This window comes from Georgenia muralis, from assembly GCF_003814705.1.
Lineage (GTDB): Bacteria > Actinomycetota > Actinomycetes > Actinomycetales > Actinomycetaceae > Georgenia > Georgenia muralis.
Window position 1 is genome coordinate 1,156,445 of record NZ_RKRA01000001.1, and the last position, 21,120, is coordinate 1,177,564.

Sequence of the window (21,120 nt, forward strand, 5' to 3'; positions counted from 1 at the left end):
ACACATGGGGGGTACGCGCGGTCGCCGCGCGGGAAGGGGACGGGGCAGATGCACACCGTCGTCGCACAGAGCCTCCCGGTCCGTCTGCGGATGCGGCTCGGACTGCCGGTGCTCGGCGCCCTCGTCGGCACCGCGCTCGCCCTCATGACCGAGTGGTTCGCCCAGGTCACGCCCCTCTACGACGGGGTCCTCGGACGCGGCGGCTACGCCGGCGAGCCCACCGGCCTCCTCGTCGGTGCCGGGCTGGGTCTCCTCCTCGGCCTCGTCGCCGCGATCACCCTCCTCGGCGAGTGCCTGCGCGCCACCGTGGGACCCCGGGCCATCACCCTCACCTGGGCCGATGCGCGCGTGAGCGTGCCGCGCCGCCTCGTCACGGGCGTCGTGGCCGACGGCGACCTCGTCCTCCTCGGGCCCGGCGGGGTCGAGCTCGCCCGGGTGCGGTGCCGCCTCGACCGGGACCGCCTCCGGGCGGCTCTCGCCCAGCACGGGTACCCGGCGCCGCTGGCAGCCGACCCCCACGCCGCCTCGTTCTCCCCGTGGGTGAGCACAGACCCGGTCCTGGACTCCCCGGCGCACCGGCTGCTGTGGGCGCGCTCGCGGGCGCTCGGCGCAGGCTCTCTCGGCGACGCCGAGCTGCTCCGCCGCCAGCTCGCCGCCCGCGGGGTGATGGTCCGCGACGTCCGGCTCCCTCGCCGGCGCGGCCTGCACCAGCAGTGGCGGCCCGTCACCGCGCTGCTCCCGGCGACCGCGACCGCCCGGGCCGCCTGACCGCACCGGCCAGCCGCCCCACCGCGCCGGCCCACCGCTCCACCGCCCCGGCCCACCGCTCCACCGCGCCGGGCCCGCCGCCCACCGGCCTCCACCACGTTGACGGGCCCCCGAGACACGGCGGTCCCAGGAGGGTGCATCCCGGGCAAATCATCAGTAAAGTCTGCGCCGAACGGCCGGCGCACCGCTTTACCTTGCCTTGCAGAGCGCACGCCGGGCCCGCGGCCACGGACCTGGAGGAACCTTGGTGGACCTGCTGGAGTCCTACCGCGCCAACGGGCCCGGCCACGACGAGATGCTCCAGGCCACCGGCAGCGCCCGCGCCGCCTGGACCGAGCTGGCGGACCACGCCCACCTGGGCCAGGCGGAGGAGCTGCTCGCCCGGCAGGCCGACGTCGTCGCCCTGCTCCAGGACCAGGGCGTGCCGTACGGCGAGTCCGGCGACGGCTGGCAGCTCGACCCCCTGCCGGTCCTCGTCGAGGAGGCCGAGTGGCACCGCCTCGAGGGAGCGCTGCGCCAGCGCAGCGAGCTGCTCGACCAGGTGCTCGCCGACCTCTACGGCGATCGCCGCCTCCTCACGTCGGGCCTGCTGCCGCCGGAGATCGTCCTCGGACACCCCGGGTTCCTGCGCGGCGCGGACCACGTGGGCACCCCCGGGCGCCGCCAGCTGCTCCACGCCTCGGCGGACCTCGTGCGCAACGCCGACGGCGCCTGGACCGTCCTGGCGGACACCACCGACGTCCCGGCGGGGCTCGGGTACGCGATGGCCGACCGCCGCGTCGTCTCCGAGATCCTCGCCGGCCTCTACCGCCAGTCCCGCACCCGCCGGGTGGGCCCGTTCTTCCAGGCCCTGGCCCTGGCGCTGCGCGAGGCCGCACCCAGCGCCGCCGGCGACGCCCCGCACGCCGCCGTCCTGGCCCCTGGGCCGAGCGACCCGTCGGCGTTCGACCACGCCTACCTGTCGGCGATGCTGGGGCTCCCGCTCGTGCAGGGCAGCGACCTCGTCGTCGCCGACGGCCACGTGTGGAGCCGGTCCCTCGGCGGGCGCGAGCGGGTCGACGTCCTCCTGCGCGGGGTGCCGGCCGTGAGCATCGACCCCCTCGAGCTCGACCGCACCTCGCGCGTGGGCACCCCGGGGCTGCTGCACGCCGCCCGGACCGGGGCGGTGACCATCGTCAACACCCTCGGCGCGGGCGTGCTGGAGAACCCGGCCCTGCTCACCTACCTCCCACGGCTGTCCCGGGCCCTGCGCGACGAGGAGCTCGCGCTGCCCTCGGCACTGACGTACTGGTGCGGGGACCGGGCGATGTGCTCGCACGTCATCGCCAACCTCGGCCGGCTCGTCGTGCGGTCGACGTCCGGCCACGAGCCCCCCGTGCTCGGCTGGCTCCTCTCGCTGGGCGAGCGCGCCGACCTCGCCGCGCGGATCTCGGCCCACCCCTCGGCGTGGGTGGGCCAGGAGCCGGTGGAGGCCTCGACCACGCCCACGGTCTCCGAGGGCTCCCTCGTGCCGCGGCGCACCTCCCTGCGCACCTTCGCCGTCGCCGCGGGCGGGGGCTACGCGGTCATGAGCGGCGGCGTGGGCCGGGTGGGCCCGGACCCGCAGGCCGCCGCGGGCATCCCGGGCCTGAGCGGGACCGCCAAGGACGTGTGGGTCCTCGCCTCCGAGCCCGAGACCACGCCGGTGCTGCTGCAGCCGTTGCGCCCGGGGGTGGCGACCATCTCGCCGCGCGCCGCGGCGGACCTGTTCCGGCTCGGTCGCCTCACCGAGCGCGCCGAGTCCACCGTGCGCCTGCTCCTCGCGGTCGCCGACCGATGGGACGACTACCACGGCCGGCCGGGCGCCCCGGCCGGCTCACCCGGCGAGACGGCCCTGGCGGTGCTCCTCGGCGCCCTGCACGAGACGACGGCGGACGCCCCGCTGCCGATGCTCGTCTCCGACGCCGGACTGGACGGGTCGGTGGCCTGGTGCGTGGCCCGCATGGGCCGCAGCGCCGCGGCCGTGCGTGACAACCTCACCCCCGACGTGTGGCTGGCGCTGTCCTCCCTCGAGCGCACGCTGCGTCGTGAGCGCGCCCGCCGGCGCGACGAGGAGTCCGGCCTCGGCACGGTCCTCGGCCGCCTGCTCGAGGGGCTGCTCGCCCTCCACGGCATCTACGCCGAGTCGCTCGTCCGCGACGCCGGCTGGCACCTGCTGGAGGTGGGCCGCCGGCTCGAGCGCGCACAGCGCCTCGTCGCCACGCTCGAGGCGACCGTCACCGAGCGCCGCGAGGCCGCCGTCGCCGAGCTCGTGTCGGAGTCCGTCCTCATCGCGAACGAGTCCATCCTCACCTTCCGCCGACGCCACCCCGGCGGCGGCGTCGGCGAGCTGGTCCAGCTCCTCCTCCTGGACCGGTCCAACCCGCGCGCGCTGGCCTACCAGCTCGACTCGCTCGCCGGCCACCTCGCCGCGCTGCCCGCCCTGGTCACCGGGGCGGCCGGGCGCGACCAGCTCCTCCAGGAGGTCCTCGACCTCCTCGACGAGCTCGACCCCGCCCGGGTCGACGGCCACCAGGACGCCGTGGCCCGGCGCGTCCAGCTCGCCCAGACCCTGGAGTCGATGCGCTGGCGCCTGGGCGAGCTGACCACGGAGATCACCCGGGTCCACCTCGCCCAGCCCGTGCCCGTGCGGTGGAGCGAGGAAGGGTGGGAGCGATGAGCGGCGAGCGCGGCCGGTCCGAGCAGGAGCGGCACTACCGGCTGGTGCACCGCACCCTCTACCGCTACCCCGAGACGGTCACGAGCTCGTACGGGCTCGCGACGCTGCTGCCCCGCGACGGGCACGGCCAGCGGGTGCACTCGGCCGGCCTCACGGTCACCCCGACGCCGGCCGAGACCGCCGGGCACGTCGACATCCACGGCAACCGCTCCACCTGGTTCCACGTCACGCAGGAGCACACCGTGCTCGAGGTGGGGGCAGTCTCGCTCCTCACGGTGACCCGCCGCCGCCTGGACCCCACCAGCGTCCCGCAGGTGCCCTGGGAGCAGGCGGTGGCCGCGGTGAGCAGCATGCGCTCGACCGGTCACGGCGGTCAGGGCGAGGGGCCCTCGTCGGTCCTGACGGTGGTCGAGTCCGCCCTGCCCTCCGAGCTCGTCGAGCCCGGTGAGGAGGCGCTGGAGTACGCCCTGCCCTCCTTCGGCCGCGGCACGCCTCTCGTGCGCGCCGTCGCCGACCTCTCCCACCGCATCCGCACGGAGTTCACGTACAAGCCCGGCGCGACGACGGTGCACACCCGGCTGCCGGAGCTGCTCGAGCGCCGCACCGGGGTCTGCCAGGACTTCGCGCACGTCATGATCGCCGGCCTGCGCTCGCTCGGCCTCGCCGCGCGGTACGTCTCGGGCTACATCGAGACGATCCCGGCGCCCGGCAAGGAGAAGCTCCGCGGGGTCGACGCCTCCCACGCCTGGGTCGCCGCCTGGATCCCCGGCGGCGGCTGGGTCCACATCGACCCCACCAACGACCAGTTCATCGACAACCGGTACGTCCTGCTCGGGTGGGGCCGCGACTTCCGCGACGTCTCGCCCCTGCGGGGCATCGTCTACTCCTCCGGCGGCGGCGCCCGCCCGGAGGTCGGGGTGGACCTGTGGCCGCTGACCGCCGCCGAGCTGGCCGAGGAGCGGTCCTCCGGGCTCGCCGTCCCGCGCTGACCGCCTCACCACCTCACCGCGGTGCGCGGCTGGTTACCCTCGACGTCATGGACCGGCCCCGCAAGCTCGTCGTCGCCGCGGCGATCGTGGACTCCCTCGACCGGCCCACCAGGACGCTCTGCGCCCGGCGCTCCGCCCCGGCCGACCTCGCCGGCCGGTGGGAGCTCCCCGGTGGGAAGGTCGAGCCGGACGAGACCCCGGCCGACGCCCTGCACCGCGAGCTCGAGGAGGAGCTCGGCGTGCGGGTCAGGCTCGGGGACGTCCTCCCCGGCCCCGACGACGGCGACTGGCCGATCCTGCACCACCTCACCATGCGCGTGTGGCTGGCCGAGCTGGTGGCCGGGACCCCTGCGCCGCTCCAGGACCACGCCGAGGTCCGCTGGGTGGGCCACGCGGGGCTCGACGACCTCGACTGGCTGGACCCCGACCGGCCCATCGTCGCTGCCCTGCGCGCGACCACCGCCGCGCACGTCACCCCATGACGTCGACGCACCACTCCTCGGTTCCGGGGAAGCGGCCGCCGCACGAGGCGCCGAACTCCTCGTACTCGGAGTCGACCGGGGACTCCTGGAACAGGTCGTCGCACGCCTGGGCGTCACCGCTCTCGCACGAGTCCCACAGCGCGTCGAAGTAGGGGTCGTCGCCGTAGGCGAACGCGTCGGGCGACCCGCTCGCCGGTGCCTCGGTGGCGACCGGTCCGGTGGGGCCGGGGGCCGGGTCCGCCCCGCGGCCGAGCATGACGGCCACGAGGACCACGACCGCGATCACGACGACCGCGCCGACGACGACCCACCGCACGACGCCGCGGCCGGCGCGCTCCGGGGTCGCCGTCTCCCACGGCGCCGGGGAGCTGCTGTAGCCGGCACCGTCGTACCCCGGGCTGCCGGGGTAGGGACCACCGGGGAAGGGACCACCGGGGTAGCCGCCCTCTCCGGCGGGATACGCACCGCCCGGGTAGGTCCCGGCCGCTGCGCCCGGGTAGGTCCCGGCGGCGCCGCCCGAGATACCGGGCCCGCCCGGCGCCGCGTAGGGGCTCGCGTCCCGCACGGCAGGAGCGGCGACGTAGGGGTCACGGTCGGCCGGGTAGGGGCTCCCGGGGGCGTAGGGGTCGTGGGTCCCCGCGGGAGACCCGCCGGGCGGGGGTGGCGTGACGGGCAGGCGGGTGGTGGGCGAGACCGGGAAGGTCTCGGTGAGCCCCTCCCGCCGGCGCAGCGCCGCGTCCACGGCGACGTCGCCGAGCGCCCCCAGTCTCGCGAGCACCTCCGGCGGCGTCGAGGGGTTCGCGGCCACGAGGACGCGCAGGTCCGGGCGCAGCTCGGCCATCCGGGCCAGCTCGGCCGGCTGGGTGCCGGGGTCCGCCGCGTCGTAGGCGGAGAAGTCCTCGGGCCTGGTCATCGTGTCCCCTCACCGTGGTGCTCAGGGTGAGCGTAGGCCAGCGCCGTACCCGCCGCGGGGCCTCGCGCACCCTCGCCCCCGGCCCGCCGCCGGACCGACCGACACCCGTCGGACACTTTCACGACGATTCACCGCCACGCGTCAGAAAGTGGCATCATGGGGCGGTGCCCAAGATCATCGGAAGCTCCCTCGCGGAGCACCGCGAGCGGACCCGCAGCGCACTCTTCGCCTCCCTCTCACGGCTCATGCGCGAGCGTGGCTTCGACGCGATCTCCCTCGCGGACATCGCTGGTGACGCCGGGATCGGGCGCACCGCCGTGTACAACCACTTCCCCGACAAGGAGTCGATGCTGCTGGCGTTCATCGAGCACGAGACCTCGGTGTACGTCGACGCGCTGACCCAGGCGCTCGCCGAGGTCGACGAACCGGTCGAGCAGCTGCGGGTCTACGTGCGCGAGCAGCTGCGCCTCGAGCGCTCCTACCACCTGGCGCCGGGTCCGGACCTGCGCGAGGTCGTCTCCCACGACGCCGCCCACCGGCTGCGCTCGCACGTCGGTCAGGTCGAGACCGTGCTCCGCGACATCCTGGCCCGGGCGATCACCGCCGGCGACGTCCCGCACCAGCACCTCGACGCCGTCGTCCAGCTCGTCCACGCCTGCCTCAGCGGCCGTCGGGTCCCCCGCGAGGAGCCCGCCCGGTCGGACTTCATCGACGCGACCGAGCTCTTCGTCCTGCGTGCCGTCGGCGCGGCGGCCCCGCTGCGAGCCGGGGCCGCCTGAGTCACCAGCTCTGGCCGCCGCCGGCCCCGCCGCCCTGCCGCTGCTGCTGCTCCTGCCGGTCCCGCTCGGCGTCCTGGTTGCGCTGCTCGAGCTCGCGCTGCTGCGGGTCCGGCGGTGGCGCCGGGGCCTCCTGGTCGCTCCCGTCGTCGGAGGGCTCCGGGGGCGGTGGTGAGCGCCGCTCCTCCTCGGCCCGAGCGGCCTTGTCCTTGAGCCGCTCCTCGGTGGTGTCGGCCGGGTCCGTGGGCTCCTCGGCCTGGTCCGTGGGCTGCTCGCTCGACCCCTCGCCCGGGTCCGAGGGCTCCGCGGTGCCTGGTTCCGACGGCTCGCCGGTGCCTGGTTCCGACGGCTCGCCGGTGCCTGGTTCCGACGGCTCGCCGGTGCCTGGTTCCGACGGCTCGCCGGTGCCTGGTTCCGTCGGCTCGTCGCTCGGCGGTGCGGTGGGCTCCTCGGTCGGCTCCGTGGGCTCCTCGGTCGGCTCCTCGGTCGGCTCGGCCGCCGACTCGCCGTCCGACGTGCAGGGGCCGATGACGTCCATCGCCTCGGTGTAGCGCAGCACCGCCATCGCCGGATCACCCTGGGCGCGGGCCTCGTCGCCCATGGTCTCGAGGGCGAGCGCGAGGTTGGTCCGGACCCGGCACTCCGGCGTCGCGGGGTCCGGGGCACCGTCGGTACCGGTCGTCCCGGCCGGGACCCGGACCAGCGCGCCGCGCAGCTCCTCCGTGGCCGCGAACGACTCCCCCGCGCGCAGGGTCGCGGTGCCCGTGTTGAACCAGGCCTTCCACGGCTCGACCACCACGGCGGTGAGGGGCTTGAGCCGGTCGTACCTCGCCGCGGCGACGGCGTGGTCACCCGCGTCGTAGGCGCTGCGCGCCAGGGCGCTCGCGAGGCTGACCCCCACCAGCAGGCTGCCGGCGAGCAGGAGCAGAAGGACCAGAGGGGCCGACCAGGCCAGCAGCCGCCGACGCCGCCGTGCCAGGTGTGCCGCGGTCAGGCCACCGCCTTGTGCGGTCGGGGGCACCGGTGCGCCGCCGGGCACGGCCGGCCTCACGGGGCCACCGCCGGTCGCAGCCGTCTCCAGCGCGCAGCCAGGACGTACGCCTCCCACGCGAGGAGCCCGGCCAGGACCAGCGCGACCGGCCACGTGACGTCGCGGTAGGTGCTGATGTCGCGGCGACCGTCGGCGGCGAGCTCCTCGACGTCGACGCCGGCCACCAGCTCGGCGAGGCCGCCGGGGCTCAGACGGTGGGTGTACGGGACGTCGAGGGCCGCGGCGAGACGGCGCAGGTTGTCCTCGTCGATCCGGGAGACCGCGGGCGGGGAGCCGGGTCGGGTGTGGTCCAGGATGAACGGCGCATCGGTGCCGGCCCCCGTCGTCTCGGTGCCGTCGTAGGAGCGCATCCGGCCGCCCTGCGCGGTGCCGTACCCCAGCACCGCCCCGGCGTCGACCAGCGGCGCCAGCGCCTCGTAGCCGGCCACGGCGGTGGGCGGCGCACCGTCGGTGTTCTCGCCGTCGGTGAGGAGGAAGACGAGCCGGACGTTGGCCGGGTTGCGCTCGGCGGCCCCCTCCAGCGCCTCGGTGAGCGCGGGCAGGGGCCGGTCGAGCGAGGAGCCCGCGGAGTAGTCGGTGATCTCCTGGCGGAGGGTCTGCGTCCACGTGCGCACCGCCCGTGCGTCGGTGGTCAGCGGCAGCTGGCGGGCGGCCTGGGAGTCGAACCCGATGATCGAGTAGCGCGCCGCCGGGAGCGCCTCGACCAGGGCGGCGACGTCCTCCCGCACTCCGTCCAGCCGCGGTCGGGCGCCGTCGTGGTCCTCCGCGGCCATCGAGCCGGTCCGGTCGACGACGAAGAAGACCTCCGCGTTGGTCTCGACCGTGCGGGTCTCGGCCGGCACCGCCGGGGCGAGGCCGATGACGACGGTGGCGAGCACCATCGCGCCACGGCGCGGCCACGCACCGGGGTCCCCGCTCCGGCGCGCCGCGAGCCAGCCGGCCAGGACGACGCCGACGAGCGGGGTGAGGACGAGGACGAGGGCCCACACCGGCCACACCAGACGCAGGATCATGCGCGCACCCGCCACAGCACGCCGAGGAGGACGAGCAGGCCGACCACGAGCCAGCCGTACCACCGGTCGGGCCGGTCGGTGACGACCACCTCGGGGTCGGCGTCCAGGTCGACCGCCTGCTGGGCGGTGATGTCGGCGATGATGCCGTCCACCGCCGAGGGGTCGTCCGCCTCGAAGAACAGCCCGCCGCCCCCGGTCGTGACCGCCTCGAGCTCGTCCCGGGCCACGTCCGAGCCGGCGTCGTCGAGCGAGGCGTACAGGGCGTGGACGGTGACGTCGCGCTCGGACGCGAGGTCGTGCGCCTCGAGGAGGGAGTAGATCGGCGTGCCCAGGACGAGGTTGTCGGTGGCCAGGATGATCGAGCGGGAGCGGTCGGTCTCGGCCTCGTCGAAGGCCAGCGCGCAGGAGGCCAGCCCGTCGCCGACGAGCGAGGACGACTCGTTGTCCAGGGACACCGTCCCGGTGAGGAAGCCCTCGAGCCGCGCGAGGGCCTCCGGGTCGTACACCCACGAGTCGAGGTCGAAGTCCAGGGCGGTCGCGGCCGCGTCGAGCTCCTCCTCGACCAGGGCGTAGTCGTCGGTGAGGGGGAAGACCGTGCGGGAGGTGTTGTTCCAGACGCTCAGCGCGATCCGCTCCCCCTCGAAGGAGTCGACCAGCCGGCCGAAGGTCCGCACGATCTCGCTGTCGAGCTCGATCATCGAGCCCGAGACGTCCAGGCAGAGCACGATGTCGCGGGTGGCGAGGATCTCCGACCGCACGTCCCGGTCCACGGGGCGGGCGCTGAGGGCCGCCGTGGCGACGGCGGCCAGGACCAGCCCGGCGGCCGCGACGGCGAGGCCGCCGCGCAGCACCCGCAGCCGCCGGGCGTAGCCGGGCAGGGCGCGCAGGTAGGCCGAGTTCGCCACCCAGGTCACGGCCCGGCCCGTCCCGCGCGCGGGCCGTCGGCCCAGCCACCCGGCGACGGCGGCGGCGAGGACGGCGGCCAGGACGAGCGGGACCAGCCACGGGCTCACCACCGGCGGATCACCTCCCTGGCACGGGCGGCGGAGGTGGCGGCCTCGGCGTCCGAGCGGCGGGCGAAGCTGGGCTCCTCCCAGGTGGCCAGCAGGGAGCCGACCCGGCGGGTGGGGTCGTACCCGGAGACCTCCCGGCGGGTCCAGGCCCGCACGTCGGTCCCGATGCGCTCGGACGTGAACGCCCGCATGGTGCGGGCGAGCTCGAGGTGGAACACCCGCAGGTCGTGCTCCCCGGCGCCGTAGCGGGCGTACTCGGCCTCGACAGCCTCCTCGTACCGGCGCCGCAGCCCCGCCGGCATCTCCGGCGCCGGCGCGGGCCGCGGCCGGGTGAGCCGGTGGACGAGCCAGTACCAGAGCGCGACGGCGAGGAGGAGGACCACCCCGACCACCGGCACCCACCAGTGGTAGGCCTCGGGCGGGAGGACGTCACCGGCGGGCACGGCGCTGCCTCCCGAGGAGCTCGACGAGCCGGTCCACGACCTCGTCGGTGCCGTTGACGCTCACGTGCTCGATGCCCCGGCGGCGCAGCACCGCGGCCACCGCGGACCGGCGCCGGGCCGCGGTCGCCACCGCCTCCTCGTGGAGGCGGGGGTCCACGCGCAGGAACGCCGGCAGGGGCTCCCCGCCGTCGACGTCGAGCACGGCGCGCGCGCCCGGGGCCGTGGCGGGCAGGTCGGCCACGGCGACGACGATGACCTCGTGCCGGGTGCGCAGCCTGCGCAGCGCCTCCTCGTGGGCGGGCTCCGGGCGTGCCTCGTCGGTGATGACGACGACGAGCGAGCGGCGGGTGAACCACGTCAGCACCCGGTCGAGCACCCGGCCGAGGTCCGACGCGGGGGCCGTGAGGGTGAGGTCGCGCTCGAGCAGGCGCAGGAGCATCTCCAGGTGGGCGGTGCCGTGCCGGCCGGGGACCTGGGTGAGCCGCCCGGCGTCGCCGGCGACGAGCGCGACGGAGTCCCCGCGCGTGCGCGCGAGGTAGGCCACGACGTCGGCGACGAGGAGGGCGACGGCGGCCTTGGGCTCGCCCGAGGGGGCGGCGGCCGCCATGTTCCGGCCGGTGTCGACCGCGAGGACCATCGCGAGGTTGGACTCGCGGACGAACCGCCGGATGATCGGGATCCCCGCGCGGGCGGAGGACTTCCAGTCGATGTCGGTGACGTCGTCCCCGGGGCGGTACTCGACCTGGTCGTCGAAGTCCTGGCCGTGGCCGGAGAAGACCGAGCGGTGCCGGCCGTCGAGGAGCCCGGTCGCCCGGCGCACCGTCGGCAGGTCGATGCGGGCCCGGACCATCGCCAGACGCGAGGCGGTCGACACGGCCGTCAGGGGGTGGGCACCGTGGCGAAGACGGCGTCGACGAGGGACTCGGGGGCGACGTCGTCGGCGAGGGCGTCGTACGTGCGCACGAGGCGGTGGCGCAGGACGGCGTGCCGGAGCCGCTTGACGTCGTCCGGGACGACGTAGGTGCGTCCCTCCTGGACCGCCACGGCCTGGGCGACCCGCATGAGGGCGATGGCGCCGCGTGGCGAGGCGCCGACCCGGACGTGGTCGCTCCAGCCGGGGAGCGGCCGCGGCCCGCCGCCGCGGGTGGTGTTGACGAGGGCGACGACGTACTGCTTGATCGAGGTGTCCACGTACACCCGGTCGGTGAGGTCCTGGAGGAAGGCGACGTCCTCGAGACCGATCGGCGGCCGGGCGGCGGCCGGGCTGCGGCCACCCACGACCATGTCCAGGATCTCCACCTCCTCGCCCGGCTCGGGGTAGGTGAGCACCTCCTTCATGAGGAAGCGGTCCATCTGCGCCTCGGGCAGGACGTACGTGCCCTCCTCCTCGATGGGGTTCTGGGTAGCGAGGACCATGAACGGCCGCGGCACGGGGTAGATCTCCCCGCCGATCGACGTCTGGCGCTCCTGCATCGCCTCGAGCATCGCCGACTGGGTCTTGGCGGAGGAGCGGTTGATCTCGTCCAGGAGGACGAAGTTGGCGTGGACCGGGCCCAGCTGGGTGGTGAACTCGCCGGTGGCGTAGTTGTAGATCTGGGTGCCCACGATGTCGTTGGGCATGAGGTCCGGGGTGCACTGGATGCGGTGGAAGCGGGCCGAGACGGCGCCGGCCAGGGTCTGCGCCGCGGTGGTCTTGGCCAGGCCCGGCACCGACTCCAGGAGGACGTGCCCGCCGGCGAGGAGGGTCGAGACGAGCGCGGTGCGCAGCCCCTCCTGCCCCACCACGTGGCGGCGGAAGATCGCCGTCACCCGGTCGAGGAGCTCGGCCGCCCGCTCGGTCTCCTGCCCGGTGATCGTCCCGCCCTGGAGCTGGGTGCGGTGCTGCTGCGCGGGCTGGGCGCGCCAGGAGGGCGGGCCGGGCGCGGGATCGGTCATGGCACTCCCCTTCTCGCTGTGTGGCGAGACTACGTCAGGACGCCCCCACCACGCCGGGCCGCCGGGACGACCTACCCTGGAGCCGTGGTCCCCGCCGTCCCTGCCCCGCGCACCTGGTGGTACGTCGCGGGCGCCCTCCCGGCCGCCCTGCTCGCCCTGGTCGCCGGCCTCGCGACCACCGGGGCCGCGGCACCGCAGGCCCTCTTCGACCCCGGCGCCCTGGTGCGGTGGGGTCTGCCGGTCGTCACGGTCGTCAGCCACGCGGCGGCCGCCCTCACCGTGGGGGCCTTCGCCCTGGCCGCCGTCGTCCTGCCGGCCGGCCCCGCCCGGTCCCGCGCGGTGCGGACCGGGGCCGTGGCGGCCGTGGTGTGGGCGCCGGCCCAGCTGGTGCAGCTGCTGCTCACGCACGCCTCGGTCATCGGCACCGGCCTGGGCGGCCCCGGCTACGGCGAGCAGCTCGTGCAGTTCGTCACCCAGATCGAGCTCGGCACGATCCTGGCGTGGTCGACGGTCCTCACCGCGCTCGTCGCGCTCGTGGCCGTGGCGGTCACCGGGCCCACCGGTGCGGCGTGGGCGGGTGTGCTGGCCCTCGTGGCCATGGTGCCCCTGGCCCTGACCGGGCACGCGGCCGGTGCCGCGAACCACGAGCTGGCGGTCTCGTCGTGGTGGATGCACCTGGCCGGCGTGACCCTCTGGGCCGGCGGTCTGGCGGTGCTGTGCCTCGTGGCCTCCCGGGCCGGCCGGGACCTCCCGGCCTCGGTCGAGCGCTACTCGGCCGTGGCCCTGTGGGCGTACGTCCTGGTCGCGGGCTCGGGCCTGGCGGGGGCCCTCCTGCGTCTGTCCACCGCGGCCGAGCTCGTCACCCATCCCTACGGCCGGCTGCTCCTGGCCAAGGTCGTGCTCACGGTGGCGCTCGGGCTCATCGGCTGGGCGCACCGGCGCGCCACCGTGCCCGCGCTGCGCGCGGCCGCGGCGGCGGGCAGCACCCGGCCCGGCGGTGCCTTCTGGCGCCTGGCCGGGGTCGAGGTGGTCGTCATGGCGGCGGTGGTGGGGGTCGCGGTCGCGCTGGGGTCCTCCGCCCCACCGATCCCCCAGGACCCGCCGCCGGACGCGACCCCGGTCTACCTCCTCACCGGCTACCCCGAGCCGCCCTTCCCCACCGCCCTGACCTACCTCACCCAGTGGCGCCCCGAGCCGCTGACGGCGACCCTCGCCGTCGTCGCGGTCGGGGTCTACCTCGCCTGGGTCCGGCGCCTGCGCCGCCGCGGGGACGCCTGGCCGCTGTGGCGGGCCGTCTCCTGGGTGAGCGGGTTCGTGCTCTTCGCGTGGGTCACCAACGGCGGCCCCGCCGTCTACGGCTCGGTCCTGTTCAGCGCGCACATGGTCCAGCACATGCTGCTGGCGATGGTCGTGCCGATCTTCCTCGTCGTCGGGGCTCCGGTGACCCTCGCGGTCCGCGCCCTGCCGCACCGGCGCGACGGCTCGCGCGGACCGCGGGAGTGGCTCCTCGCGGTGGTGCACTCGGGGTGGGCCCGCTTCTTCGCCCACCCGGTGGTCGCGGCCGTGAACTTCGCCGGGTCGCTGGTCGTCTTCTACTACACGGGTCTGTTCGAGCTGGCGCTGACCACGCACGTGGGCCACCTGGCGATGGTCGCCCACTTCACCCTCGCCGGGTACCTCTTCGCCAACGCCCTCATCAGCGTCGACCCTGGTCCCACCCGGCCCGGGTACCCCCTGCGCCTGCTCCTGCTGTTCGGCACGATGGCCTTCCACGCGTTCTTCGGGATCTCCCTCATCTCCCTCACCTCGCTCCTGGCCGCGGACCACTTCGGCCGCCTGGGCCTGTCGTGGTGGGTCGACGCCCTGGCCGACCAGGGGAAGGGCGGGGCCATCACCTGGGGCATCGGCGAGATCCCCACGCTCGCCCTCGCCGTCGCGGTGGCCCTGAGCTGGGCGCGCGACGACGAGCGGGTCGCACGGCGCACGGACCGGCGCGCCGACCGCGACGACGACGCCGAGCTGCGTGCGTACAACGAGATGCTCGCGTCGCGCGCCGGCCGCCCGGACGAGACCAGGCGGTGACCCCCTCGCCCGGACCCGCTAGTCCCACTCCCACGTGAAGCCGACGACCGAGTGCTCCAGGAGCGGGACGTAGCGGTGCACGTCGTGGTCCGGGGTGAGGGTGACCTCCTCCAGCGTCGACGGCGCCGGCGCCTGGACGGACTCCCAGTGCCCCCACCACACCCGGGCGGGGAGGGCGTCGGGGTGGAACTGGAGGTTCATCTCGAGGTTCCGCAGGCGGGTGAGCACCCCGCGGCGGAACTCCGGCGGCGGGGCGGAGGTGTAGCTGAGGATCGTGCGGTACTCGATCGACGCCGTCTCCCCCGGCGCGAGAGGCCGGCTCAGGTGCACCTGGACGCCGTAGATCCCGGGGAACGGCGAGCGCCGCACCGGGCCCGCCGTGCCGCCGCGCACCACCTCGACGACCGCGGCGTTCGTGTCGAACTGGTAGAGGTAGCGGTCCATCGGCTCCAGCGCACGGATCACCTGGAGGGTGCGGTGCTCGACCGGCATCCGGTCGCTGCCCATCCGGTGGAACTCGTGGACGGCGAGCGCCTCGTGCGCGGTCGGCGGCGGTAGCACCGGCTCACCGGTGTCGAGGGTGGCGCGCAGCACCGCGAGGTCGTCGGAGCCGGCGTGCATGAACAGCGCCCAGAGCTGGTTCGCGTCCGCCCGGCTCATGTCGAAGGCCTCGATGAACAGGCGCAGGGTCGCGGGCGCGATGAGGCTGCCGTTGAGCGCCCGGCCGACCCGGTCCTTGAGCCGGCGCGGGAGGTCGGTCTCGGTCTCCGGCGCCTCGCCCGTCTCCCAGAGGTACTGGGCGAGGACCTGGGCGACCGCACCCTGGTGGATGTCCTGCCGGCTGTCCCGGCGCACGTACACCTGCCACTGGGCCCGGTAGGCGGGGCTGGTGGCCAGCAGGGAGCGCAGGTGGAGGCAGGCGAGCGCGGAGTGGTCGCTCTCCCGCTCCGCCTGCATGGAACCATCCTGGCCCAGCCGACCCCGGTTCGTGGGACCTTCCACCCACCCGTGCGACACATGCGCGACACAACGGCGGTGTGATGACCTTCAACCACCGCGCCGCTGCAACCGGGAGGCACCCATGAGCGTCACCACCCCGCCGCGCGCCCGCACGGTGGTCCCGCCCCCCGCCACGGCCACCGTGACCGTGGCCGCCGTCGAGGACCACCCCGTCGTGGTGCTCGGCCTGCAGCAGATGCTCGGCGACGCGCCCGGCCTACGGATGCTCGGGGGCTTCTCGACCGTGGAGGCGCTGCTGGCCGCGCCGGAGCGGGCGGACGTGGTCCTGCTCGACCTCATGCTCGCCGACCGCAGCGCCCCGGCGGAGAACGTCTCCCGGCTGCGGGCCGCCGGCGCACGCGTGGTCGCCTACACCGCGGGTGAGAGCCGGTACCTCCTGCGCCTCGCGGCCGAGGCCGGCGTCCACGGGGTCGTCCTCAAGAGCGCCGGGCGCGAGGTGCTCCTCGACGCCGTGGCGGCCGCCGCCCGCGGTGACGTGGTGGTCGCTCCGCCGCGGCGCCGAACCGGGCCGTCCGGCGAGTACGTCGCGATCCTCTCCCGCCGCGAGCGCGAGACCCTCGCGCTGTACGCCTCCGGGGAGAAGTCCGAGACGGTGGCCGAGCGCCTGGGGATCTCCCAGGAGACCGTGAACGACTACGTCGGCCGGATCCGTGCGAAGTACCGGCGGGCCGGCCGGGCCGCCGACACCAAGATCGACCTGTACAAGCGCGCCGTCGAGGACGGGATCCTGCCCGCCCCTGGCTTCGACGCGGGGTGAGCGCGCCGGGGGACCGACGGGCCGTCCGTGAGACGGTCCGCCTCCTCGCCATGCTGGTGGGCGCCGGCGGGCTGGCGTTCTCGCTCACCAGCGTGCCCCTGATCCGCGGGCAGCTGGCCACCACCCCGCCCTGGTGGACCGTCTCGACCACCGCGGCGCTGCTGGGCATGCTCGTCCTCCTCGTGCTCGCCGGGGCGTTGCCGCGGGTGAGCACCGTGACTTTGCGCCACCTGGCCGGGGCCTTCGCCGTCCTCTTCCTCCTCGTGCTCGTCTCCTACCCGTTCGTGCTCCTCGAACCGGTCCCCGACGGCCAGGCGCCCTGGATGCGCGGGTTCGTCGGAGCCGCCGCGGCGGCCGGTGCGACGGCGTGGCGAGCGCCGGCCGCGCTCGCGAACATCGTCGCCGGGACCCTCCTGTGGGGGCTGTCCCGGTGGTGGGCGCTCGGCGCCGAACGTTCCCTGCTCGCGGTGCAGGACGCGGCGGTCTCGCTCGCCTTCGGCGTGACCCTGGCCGTGATCGTCTGGGTGCTGCTGCGCAGCGCCCGTGCCGTCGACGACGTCGCCGCCGGCTCCGCGGCGAACGCGGTCCGGGCGGCGCAGGTGGCCTCGCGTGAGGCCGAGCGGGCATGGGTGGCCGCGTTCGCCCACGACGGCGTCCTGGCCACGATCCGGTCGGCCTCCCAGGGCGGGCCCGAGGCGGCGCCGGCGGTCCGCCGCGAGGCGCGGCAGGCCCTGGACGATCTCGACGAGCTGCGCCAGCCGGCGGCGGACGACGGCGAGCTCTCCGCCGCCCTCCTCGTCGAACGGCTGCGGCTGCGCGCCGAGCTGGCCGGCGAGGGCACGAGCGTCGCGGCCACCGTGACGAGGGAAGGGGCGATCCCCGAGCCTGTGGCCGTGAAGGTCATCGCCGCCACCGCCGAGGCGCTGCGCAACAGCGCGCGGCACGCACCGGGCGCGGCGCGCAGCGTCCTCGTCCGGGTCGGCACGTCGGGGCTGGAGGTCCGGGTCGGCGACGACGGGCCGGGGTTCGACCCCGACGCCGTGCCCGCCGACCGGCTGGGCCTGACCAGGAGCATCCTGGAGCGCATGAACACCCTCCCAGGAGGCTACGCCCGGGTCGAGTCCGCCCCGGGCGTCGGCACCGTCGTCACCCTCGGGTGGCGGGGGTGAGCCGGACCCGGCACGGAGACGTCCGTGGGCTCGCCTCCGCAGCCTCGGCGGCACTCCTCGCCGAGATCCGTGGGCCGCTCGGCTGGGCGGTGATCGCGACGTTCACCGCCGTCAACGTGTTCCTCGCGGTGAGCACCCGTCACGACGTGCGCGTCTTCTGGCCCACCGCACTGGCCCTCGTGCTCTTCGTCGCCGCCATGCCACCGGCGGTGCGCAACCCCGGACCCCGGCAGACGGCGACGACCACGTGGCTGGTGGCGGCCACGCCCGCCCTGCTCGCACTGCTGGTGTCCTGGCAGCTGCCGAGCGACCGGTCCCCCGGGTACGCCTCCTGGCACCTCGGCGCCGGCTCCTTCCTGCTGTTCTTCCTCGCCGTCGGCTACCGGTGGGTGGCCGCATGGACCGGCTTCGCGGCCATGGTCGCGGTCACCGCGGCCTGGGCCCTGTCCACCGGGCAGGGATGGGGGGCGGTCCTGTCCCTGTCCGGGACCCACGCGGTGCTCATCGCCCTCGGGACGACCGTGGGACTGACGGTGCGACGCAACGACCGCACCATCCGGGGCCTCATCGCCCAGGACGAGGCCCGCGCCGTCGAGCAGGCGGAGCGTCTGGCGCGGGCCGCCGAGCGCGACCGGCACCAGGCCGAGCTCGACCACGCCACCCGCCCGGTGCTCGAGCGGCTCACCGCCGGCGACCCCCTCTCCGCCGAGGAGCGGGCGGGGCTCGCGGTGCTCGAGGCCGACCTGCGCGACCGGCTGCGATCGCCGGTCCTCGCCGCACCGGTGCTGGCCCGGGCGGTCACGCAGGCCCGCCGGCGCGGGGTGCGCGTCCAGATGCTCGACGACGGCGCCCTCTCGGGGGCCGGCACCGACGAGCTCGACGCTTCCCTCGGCCCGGTGGCGCAGATCATCGCCGGGATCGACGCCGGTGAGGTCGTCGTCCGGATCCTGCCGCCCGGCCGTGCGGACCTCGTCACCGTGGTCGTCGAGGGGCCTCAGGGGTGGCGCCGGTCGACCTTCGCCGCCGACGGCTCGCGCCGGGACACCGGCGAGGACGGCGACGGCCTGGTCACCGCTCGGACAGCACCACGTCGGAGCCGGTGAGGGTCAGCCGCACGCCGCCGTCCTGCGCGGCCACCGAGGCCAGTCGAAGGCCGAGAGGCAGGTCAGGGACCACCAGGTCGACGGTGAGCTGGTCCTCGCCCAGCAGGGGCGCCAGCTCGGCGGCACCGACCTCGACACCGCCGAGCGTCACGGTGCGCACCTCGAGCCGGAGCGACTCACCGACCACGACGGGGTCGACGGTCAGGGCCACCTCGAGACCGAGGACCTCCGTGGCCGCCACGACGCCGTCGGCCCGGGCGACGAGCGTGAGGTCGAGCTCGCTCTGGTCGTCCACGAGCCGCTGGAGCGCGCTCTCGTCGAGGGTGCCCCGGACCTCGAGCTCGCCCACCCGGGCCGGCTCCTCCAGCGTCACCCGGCGCGCCTGCGCCTCGACGTCGCGCAGCTCGACCCCCTCGCTCCCGGCGGCGGGCGCGGTGGCGTCGACCCGGCCGAGCTCCCCGGCGAGGAGCTGGGTGAGGAACGGGAACCCGGCGATGGTGACCTCAGGCCGGCCCGAGACGTCGAGGTAGGCGTCCAGCTGGTCGACCACCCGCGCCTCGGCACGGGCGAGCATCACCCGGTCCGCGACGAGCGCTGCGGCGACGAGGACGAGGAGCGTCAGGACGAGGGCGGTGAGGAGCCGGCGCACCTGCCCCACGGTACGGGTGCGGGCGCCGGGTGGCCCCCGGCGGCGCGGTGCCGGGGAACAACGGGGTGGCGTCCGCGCGGCGCGTTCGAGGGGCAGCAGCGGCCGACGGGGTGGACAATGCGCCCGGGGGGAGAGGTGAGGAACTGACCGATGCGTGTCGGGATGATCGACGACCACGAGTCCGTGTCCGTCGGGGTTCGCAGCGCCCTCGCGCGGGAGCCCGGCTGTGACGTCGTAGGCACCGCGCGGACGGTGGCCGAGTGGGAGGAGCTGGGCCTGGACGCCGACGTCGTCGTCCTGGACCTCAGCCTCGCGGACCGCTCTGAGCCGGCGGAGAACGTCCGCACCCTGCGGGCCCGCGGGAGCCAGGTGCTCGTCTACACCGCCGGTGACGACGCCCACGCGATCCGGCAGGCCGCCCGCGCGGGCGTGGTCGGGGTGGTCCTCAAGACCGCGCCGCTGCGCGAGCTGGTGGCCGCGGTCCTCGCGGCGGGGAGCGGCCAGCCCGTCCCGACGGCGAGCTGGGCCGCCGCCCTGGACGCCGACCCCGGGCTGGACTCGGCGGGCCTGTCGCCGCGCGAGGCGGAGGTTCTCGCGCTGTACGCGGCGGGCGAGAAGACGGTCCGCGTGGCCCGGGAGCTGGGCATCAGCGAGCACACGGTCATCGAGCACCTGCGCTCGATCCGGGCCAAGTACGAGCGGGCCGGTCGCAGCGCACCGACCAAGGTGGACCTGTACCAGCGGGCCGTGGAGGACGGCTTCCTGCCCGCGCCGCGCCGCCGGCAGTAGCGCTCCGAGGCAGGCCGCTGGAGCGCGTGGTCGCGCACGGGCTGTGTAGGGTCGGGCGCGGACCCAGGGAGGAGCAACGACGTGGTTGAGGACGACGCGCTGGCCAGGCAGGCGGCCGACCCCGGCACCCCGCTGGCCACGCTCCAGGACCTCGCCGCGCACCACCCCCGGCTCCGGCCCGCGATCGCCGCCAACCCGGCGACCTACCCCGATCTGCTTCAGTGGCTCGGGCGCCTCGGCGACCCCGACGTCGACGCGGCCCTGGCCGCCCGGGGCAGGCCCACGACGACCGCCGAGTACCCCGCCGTCCCCGCGGCACCACCGGCGCAGGAACCGGCGCAGGAACCGGCGCAGGAACCGGCGCAGGAGCCGGCGCAGGAGGAGCCGTACACCGAGGTGCTGCCGGCAGCGAGCGCTCCCGCGTCGCCCCCGCCGGTCATCCCGCCGGCCGCGGTGACCCCACGTCCGGAGGGCCCCCGGCGCACCTCCGTCATGGGTCGCACGGGCCCCGGCCGGCCGCCCGCCGCGGCGCCGCCCCTCGGCGCCGCGAGCCCGGGCGGCCCACCGACGGTTGCCGCGCCCGCCGCTGCCACACCGTCCGGTGCCGCAGCCCTGGGTGTGGGCTCCGACCCGGACCGAGGCGGCGCGGCACGGCGCGCGTGGGCCCTCGTCGCCCTCGCGGTCGTCCTGGCGCTCGCCCTGGTCTGGGCACTGACGCAGCGGTCACCGGACCCCGGCCCGACGTCCGCACCCACCAGCGGCGCCACGGCCGGAGCCACGGCCAGCCCCACGGCCCCGGACACCGCAGCGCCCACGACAGGCGCGCCGGAGGACGGCGCCGAGGCGATCCAGGCGGCCCGCGAGACCCTCAGCGGGCTGCCCGCCGCCTCCTCCTGCGCGGACCCCGCGGCAGATGCGGGGGTCTTCGACGCCTTCGCCGCCGCGGCGGCCCCTGACGGCGCGTGGACCGACCCGGCGGACGGGGATGTCGTCCTCGGGGCGCTCACCGGGCTGCAGGACACCTGCGGCGCACCTCACGCCGTGGCGGTCAGCGACGCCCTGGCCGACGGCTCGCCGGCGATCGTCGCGACCCTCGCGGCCGCCCCGGACTGGGTCACCGTGGCGCGCCCGGCGCCGCCGGGCGCGCAGCAGCGCTCGAGCTTCGTCAGCCCCTCGGGGAACATCGCCTGCAGCCTCGGGGGCTCGGCGACCTGCACGATCAACGACCGGACGTTCGCTGACCCGGCGACGTGCGGTCCTGGGCCCGTCACCCTCGTGGTCGGGCTCGGCGGCGACGCCCGGAGCGACTGCGCAGCCACCCCGGCGGCGGGCAACGGCACGCTGGAGTACGGCCAGTCGGCCACGTCCGGACGGTTCGCCTGCACGAGCGAGGAGAGCGGCGTCACGTGCTGGTCGACCCTGTCCGGGCGCGGCTTCACCGTGGCCCGAGCGGCGATCCAGACCTTCTGA

The 21,120-nt window shown here is 75.9% G+C and carries 20 protein-coding genes; 11 read left to right on the forward strand and 9 right to left on the reverse strand.

The window, feature by feature from the left end; all coding sequences use genetic code 11:
- The first annotated feature begins 48 nt into the window (after positions 1 to 48).
- The 4 genes from EDD32_RS05040 to EDD32_RS05055 all read left to right on the forward strand — a co-directional run bounded on the left by EDD32_RS05040 (position 49) and on the right by EDD32_RS05055 (position 4,937).
- Positions 49 to 768 carry a YqeB family protein gene (locus EDD32_RS05040; protein WP_123915342.1) on the forward strand — a complete coding sequence of 240 codons (720 nt, stop codon included), beginning with the start codon at positions 49 to 51 and terminating at the stop codon, positions 766 to 768.
- A 247-nt stretch (positions 769 to 1,015) separates the two neighbouring features.
- On the forward strand, positions 1,016 to 3,466 hold the full coding sequence (locus tag EDD32_RS05045) for a circularly permuted type 2 ATP-grasp protein (protein ID WP_123915345.1): 2,451 nt from the start codon (positions 1,016 to 1,018) through the stop codon (positions 3,464 to 3,466).
- Positions 3,463 to 4,455, forward strand: coding sequence for a transglutaminase family protein (locus EDD32_RS05050; protein ID WP_123915347.1), 993 nt, complete (start codon positions 3,463 to 3,465; stop codon positions 4,453 to 4,455). The genes EDD32_RS05045 and EDD32_RS05050 overlap by 4 nt, the downstream gene beginning before the upstream one ends.
- Positions 4,456 to 4,502: 47 nt before the next feature.
- The gene (locus EDD32_RS05055) at positions 4,503 to 4,937 is read left to right on the forward strand and encodes a (deoxy)nucleoside triphosphate pyrophosphohydrolase (RefSeq protein ID WP_123915349.1); all 435 of its coding nucleotides are present in this window, start codon (positions 4,503 to 4,505) and stop codon (positions 4,935 to 4,937) included.
- Here EDD32_RS05055 and EDD32_RS05060 read toward each other — a convergent pair.
- Positions 4,927 to 5,850: a variant leucine-rich repeat-containing protein gene (locus tag EDD32_RS05060; protein WP_123915352.1), complete on the reverse strand. Its 924-nt coding sequence runs from the start codon at positions 5,848 to 5,850 to the stop codon at positions 4,927 to 4,929. The two genes, EDD32_RS05055 and EDD32_RS05060, sit on opposite strands and share 11 nt — an antisense overlap.
- A gap of 164 nt (positions 5,851 to 6,014) precedes the next feature.
- On the opposite strand from EDD32_RS05060, the gene EDD32_RS05065 reads away from it, so the two are divergent.
- Positions 6,015 to 6,629: a TetR/AcrR family transcriptional regulator gene (locus tag EDD32_RS05065; protein ID WP_123915355.1), complete on the forward strand. Its 615-nt coding sequence runs from the start codon at positions 6,015 to 6,017 to the stop codon at positions 6,627 to 6,629.
- A 1-nt stretch (position 6,630) separates the two neighbouring features.
- On the opposite strand, the gene EDD32_RS05070 is transcribed toward EDD32_RS05065, so the two are convergent.
- The 6 genes from EDD32_RS05070 to EDD32_RS19075 are packed head-to-tail and all read right to left on the reverse strand — an operon-like array spanning position 6,631 to position 12,081.
- Positions 6,631 to 7,677 carry a hypothetical protein gene (locus EDD32_RS05070; protein WP_123915358.1) on the reverse strand — a complete coding sequence of 349 codons (1,047 nt, stop codon included), beginning with the start codon at positions 7,675 to 7,677 and terminating at the stop codon, positions 6,631 to 6,633.
- On the reverse strand, positions 7,674 to 8,690 hold the full coding sequence (locus EDD32_RS05075) for a vWA domain-containing protein (protein ID WP_123915361.1): 1,017 nt from the start codon (positions 8,688 to 8,690) through the stop codon (positions 7,674 to 7,676). The genes EDD32_RS05070 and EDD32_RS05075 overlap by 4 nt, the downstream gene beginning before the upstream one ends.
- The gene (locus tag EDD32_RS05080) at positions 8,687 to 9,703 is read right to left on the reverse strand and encodes a vWA domain-containing protein (protein ID WP_123915364.1); all 1,017 of its coding nucleotides are present in this window, start codon (positions 9,701 to 9,703) and stop codon (positions 8,687 to 8,689) included. Before EDD32_RS05080 ends, EDD32_RS05075 begins: the two co-directional genes overlap by 4 nt.
- Positions 9,700 to 10,146 (reverse strand): alpha-amylase, encoded by a 447-nt coding sequence (locus EDD32_RS05085; RefSeq protein WP_123915366.1) that lies wholly within the window; start codon positions 10,144 to 10,146, stop codon positions 9,700 to 9,702. The genes EDD32_RS05080 and EDD32_RS05085 overlap by 4 nt, the downstream gene beginning before the upstream one ends.
- On the reverse strand, positions 10,133 to 11,020 hold the full coding sequence (locus EDD32_RS05090; protein ID WP_170175217.1) for a DUF58 domain-containing protein: 888 nt from the start codon (positions 11,018 to 11,020) through the stop codon (positions 10,133 to 10,135). The genes EDD32_RS05085 and EDD32_RS05090 overlap by 14 nt, the downstream gene beginning before the upstream one ends.
- 5 nt (positions 11,021 to 11,025) lie before the next feature.
- The gene (locus EDD32_RS19075; protein ID WP_211338728.1) at positions 11,026 to 12,081 is read right to left on the reverse strand and encodes an AAA family ATPase; all 1,056 of its coding nucleotides are present in this window, start codon (positions 12,079 to 12,081) and stop codon (positions 11,026 to 11,028) included.
- An 84-nt stretch (positions 12,082 to 12,165) separates the two neighbouring features.
- Here EDD32_RS19075 and EDD32_RS05100 point away from each other — a divergent pair, with 84 nt between their 5' ends.
- Complete coding sequence (locus tag EDD32_RS05100; RefSeq protein WP_211338729.1) at positions 12,166 to 14,163, forward strand: bifunctional copper resistance protein CopD/cytochrome c oxidase assembly protein; 1,998 nt, start codon at positions 12,166 to 12,168, stop codon at positions 14,161 to 14,163.
- 18 nt (positions 14,164 to 14,181) lie between these two features.
- Here EDD32_RS05100 and EDD32_RS05105 read toward each other — a convergent pair whose 3' ends face one another.
- Positions 14,182 to 15,120 (reverse strand): hypothetical protein, encoded by a 939-nt coding sequence (locus tag EDD32_RS05105; protein WP_123915375.1) that lies wholly within the window; start codon positions 15,118 to 15,120, stop codon positions 14,182 to 14,184.
- A 124-nt stretch (positions 15,121 to 15,244) separates the two neighbouring features.
- Between EDD32_RS05105 and EDD32_RS05110 the strand changes: the two genes are divergently transcribed.
- From EDD32_RS05110 to EDD32_RS05120, 3 genes are read left to right on the forward strand one after another with little or no spacing between them, the layout of a single operon-like run.
- Positions 15,245 to 15,940, forward strand: a complete 696-nt coding sequence (locus EDD32_RS05110; protein WP_123915379.1) for a response regulator transcription factor — start codon at positions 15,245 to 15,247, stop codon at positions 15,938 to 15,940.
- On the forward strand, positions 15,937 to 17,109 hold the full coding sequence (locus EDD32_RS05115; RefSeq protein ID WP_123915382.1) for a sensor histidine kinase: 1,173 nt from the start codon (positions 15,937 to 15,939) through the stop codon (positions 17,107 to 17,109). The genes EDD32_RS05110 and EDD32_RS05115 overlap by 4 nt, the downstream gene beginning before the upstream one ends.
- On the forward strand, positions 17,106 to 18,212 hold the full coding sequence (locus EDD32_RS05120; RefSeq protein ID WP_123915384.1) for a hypothetical protein: 1,107 nt from the start codon (positions 17,106 to 17,108) through the stop codon (positions 18,210 to 18,212). The genes EDD32_RS05115 and EDD32_RS05120 overlap by 4 nt, the downstream gene beginning before the upstream one ends.
- On the opposite strand, the gene EDD32_RS05125 is transcribed toward EDD32_RS05120, so the two are convergent.
- The gene (locus EDD32_RS05125) at positions 18,178 to 18,861 is read right to left on the reverse strand and encodes an LmeA family phospholipid-binding protein (protein ID WP_123915387.1); all 684 of its coding nucleotides are present in this window, start codon (positions 18,859 to 18,861) and stop codon (positions 18,178 to 18,180) included. The two genes, EDD32_RS05120 and EDD32_RS05125, sit on opposite strands and share 35 nt — an antisense overlap.
- A gap of 150 nt (positions 18,862 to 19,011) precedes the next feature.
- Here EDD32_RS05125 and EDD32_RS05130 point away from each other — a divergent pair, with 150 nt between their 5' ends.
- Together EDD32_RS05130 and EDD32_RS05135 are read left to right on the forward strand one after the other, a co-directional pair.
- Positions 19,012 to 19,650 (forward strand): LuxR C-terminal-related transcriptional regulator, encoded by a 639-nt coding sequence (locus EDD32_RS05130; RefSeq protein WP_123915390.1) that lies wholly within the window; start codon positions 19,012 to 19,014, stop codon positions 19,648 to 19,650.
- Positions 19,651 to 19,731: 81 nt separating this feature from the next.
- Entirely contained in the window at positions 19,732 to 21,120 is a 1,389-nt protein-coding gene (locus tag EDD32_RS05135; RefSeq protein WP_123915394.1) for a variant leucine-rich repeat-containing protein, read from the forward strand.

What these genes read in the sequence shown, in the direction of transcription:
- EDD32_RS05040 (WP_123915342.1), top strand. Translation starts at nt 49, where the DNA reads ATGCACACCGTCGTCGCACAGAGCCTCCCGGTCCGTCTGCGGATGCGG.
- EDD32_RS05050 (WP_123915347.1), top strand. Translation starts at nt 3,463, where the DNA reads ATGAGCGGCGAGCGCGGCCGGTCCGAGCAGGAGCGGCACTACCGGCTG.
- EDD32_RS05055 (WP_123915349.1), top strand. Translation starts at nt 4,503, where the DNA reads ATGGACCGGCCCCGCAAGCTCGTCGTCGCCGCGGCGATCGTGGACTCC.
- EDD32_RS05060 (WP_123915352.1), bottom strand. Translation starts at nt 5,850, where the DNA reads ATGACCAGGCCCGAGGACTTCTCCGCCTACGACGCGGCGGACCCCGGC.
- EDD32_RS05075 (WP_123915361.1), bottom strand. Translation starts at nt 8,690, where the DNA reads ATGATCCTGCGTCTGGTGTGGCCGGTGTGGGCCCTCGTCCTCGTCCTC.
- EDD32_RS19075 (WP_211338728.1), bottom strand. Translation starts at nt 12,081, where the DNA reads ATGACCGATCCCGCGCCCGGCCCGCCCTCCTGGCGCGCCCAGCCCGCG.
- EDD32_RS05105 (WP_123915375.1), bottom strand. Translation starts at nt 15,120, where the DNA reads ATGCAGGCGGAGCGGGAGAGCGACCACTCCGCGCTCGCCTGCCTCCAC.
- EDD32_RS05110 (WP_123915379.1), top strand. Translation starts at nt 15,245, where the DNA reads ATGAGCGTCACCACCCCGCCGCGCGCCCGCACGGTGGTCCCGCCCCCC.
- EDD32_RS05130 (WP_123915390.1), top strand. Translation starts at nt 19,012, where the DNA reads ATGCGTGTCGGGATGATCGACGACCACGAGTCCGTGTCCGTCGGGGTT.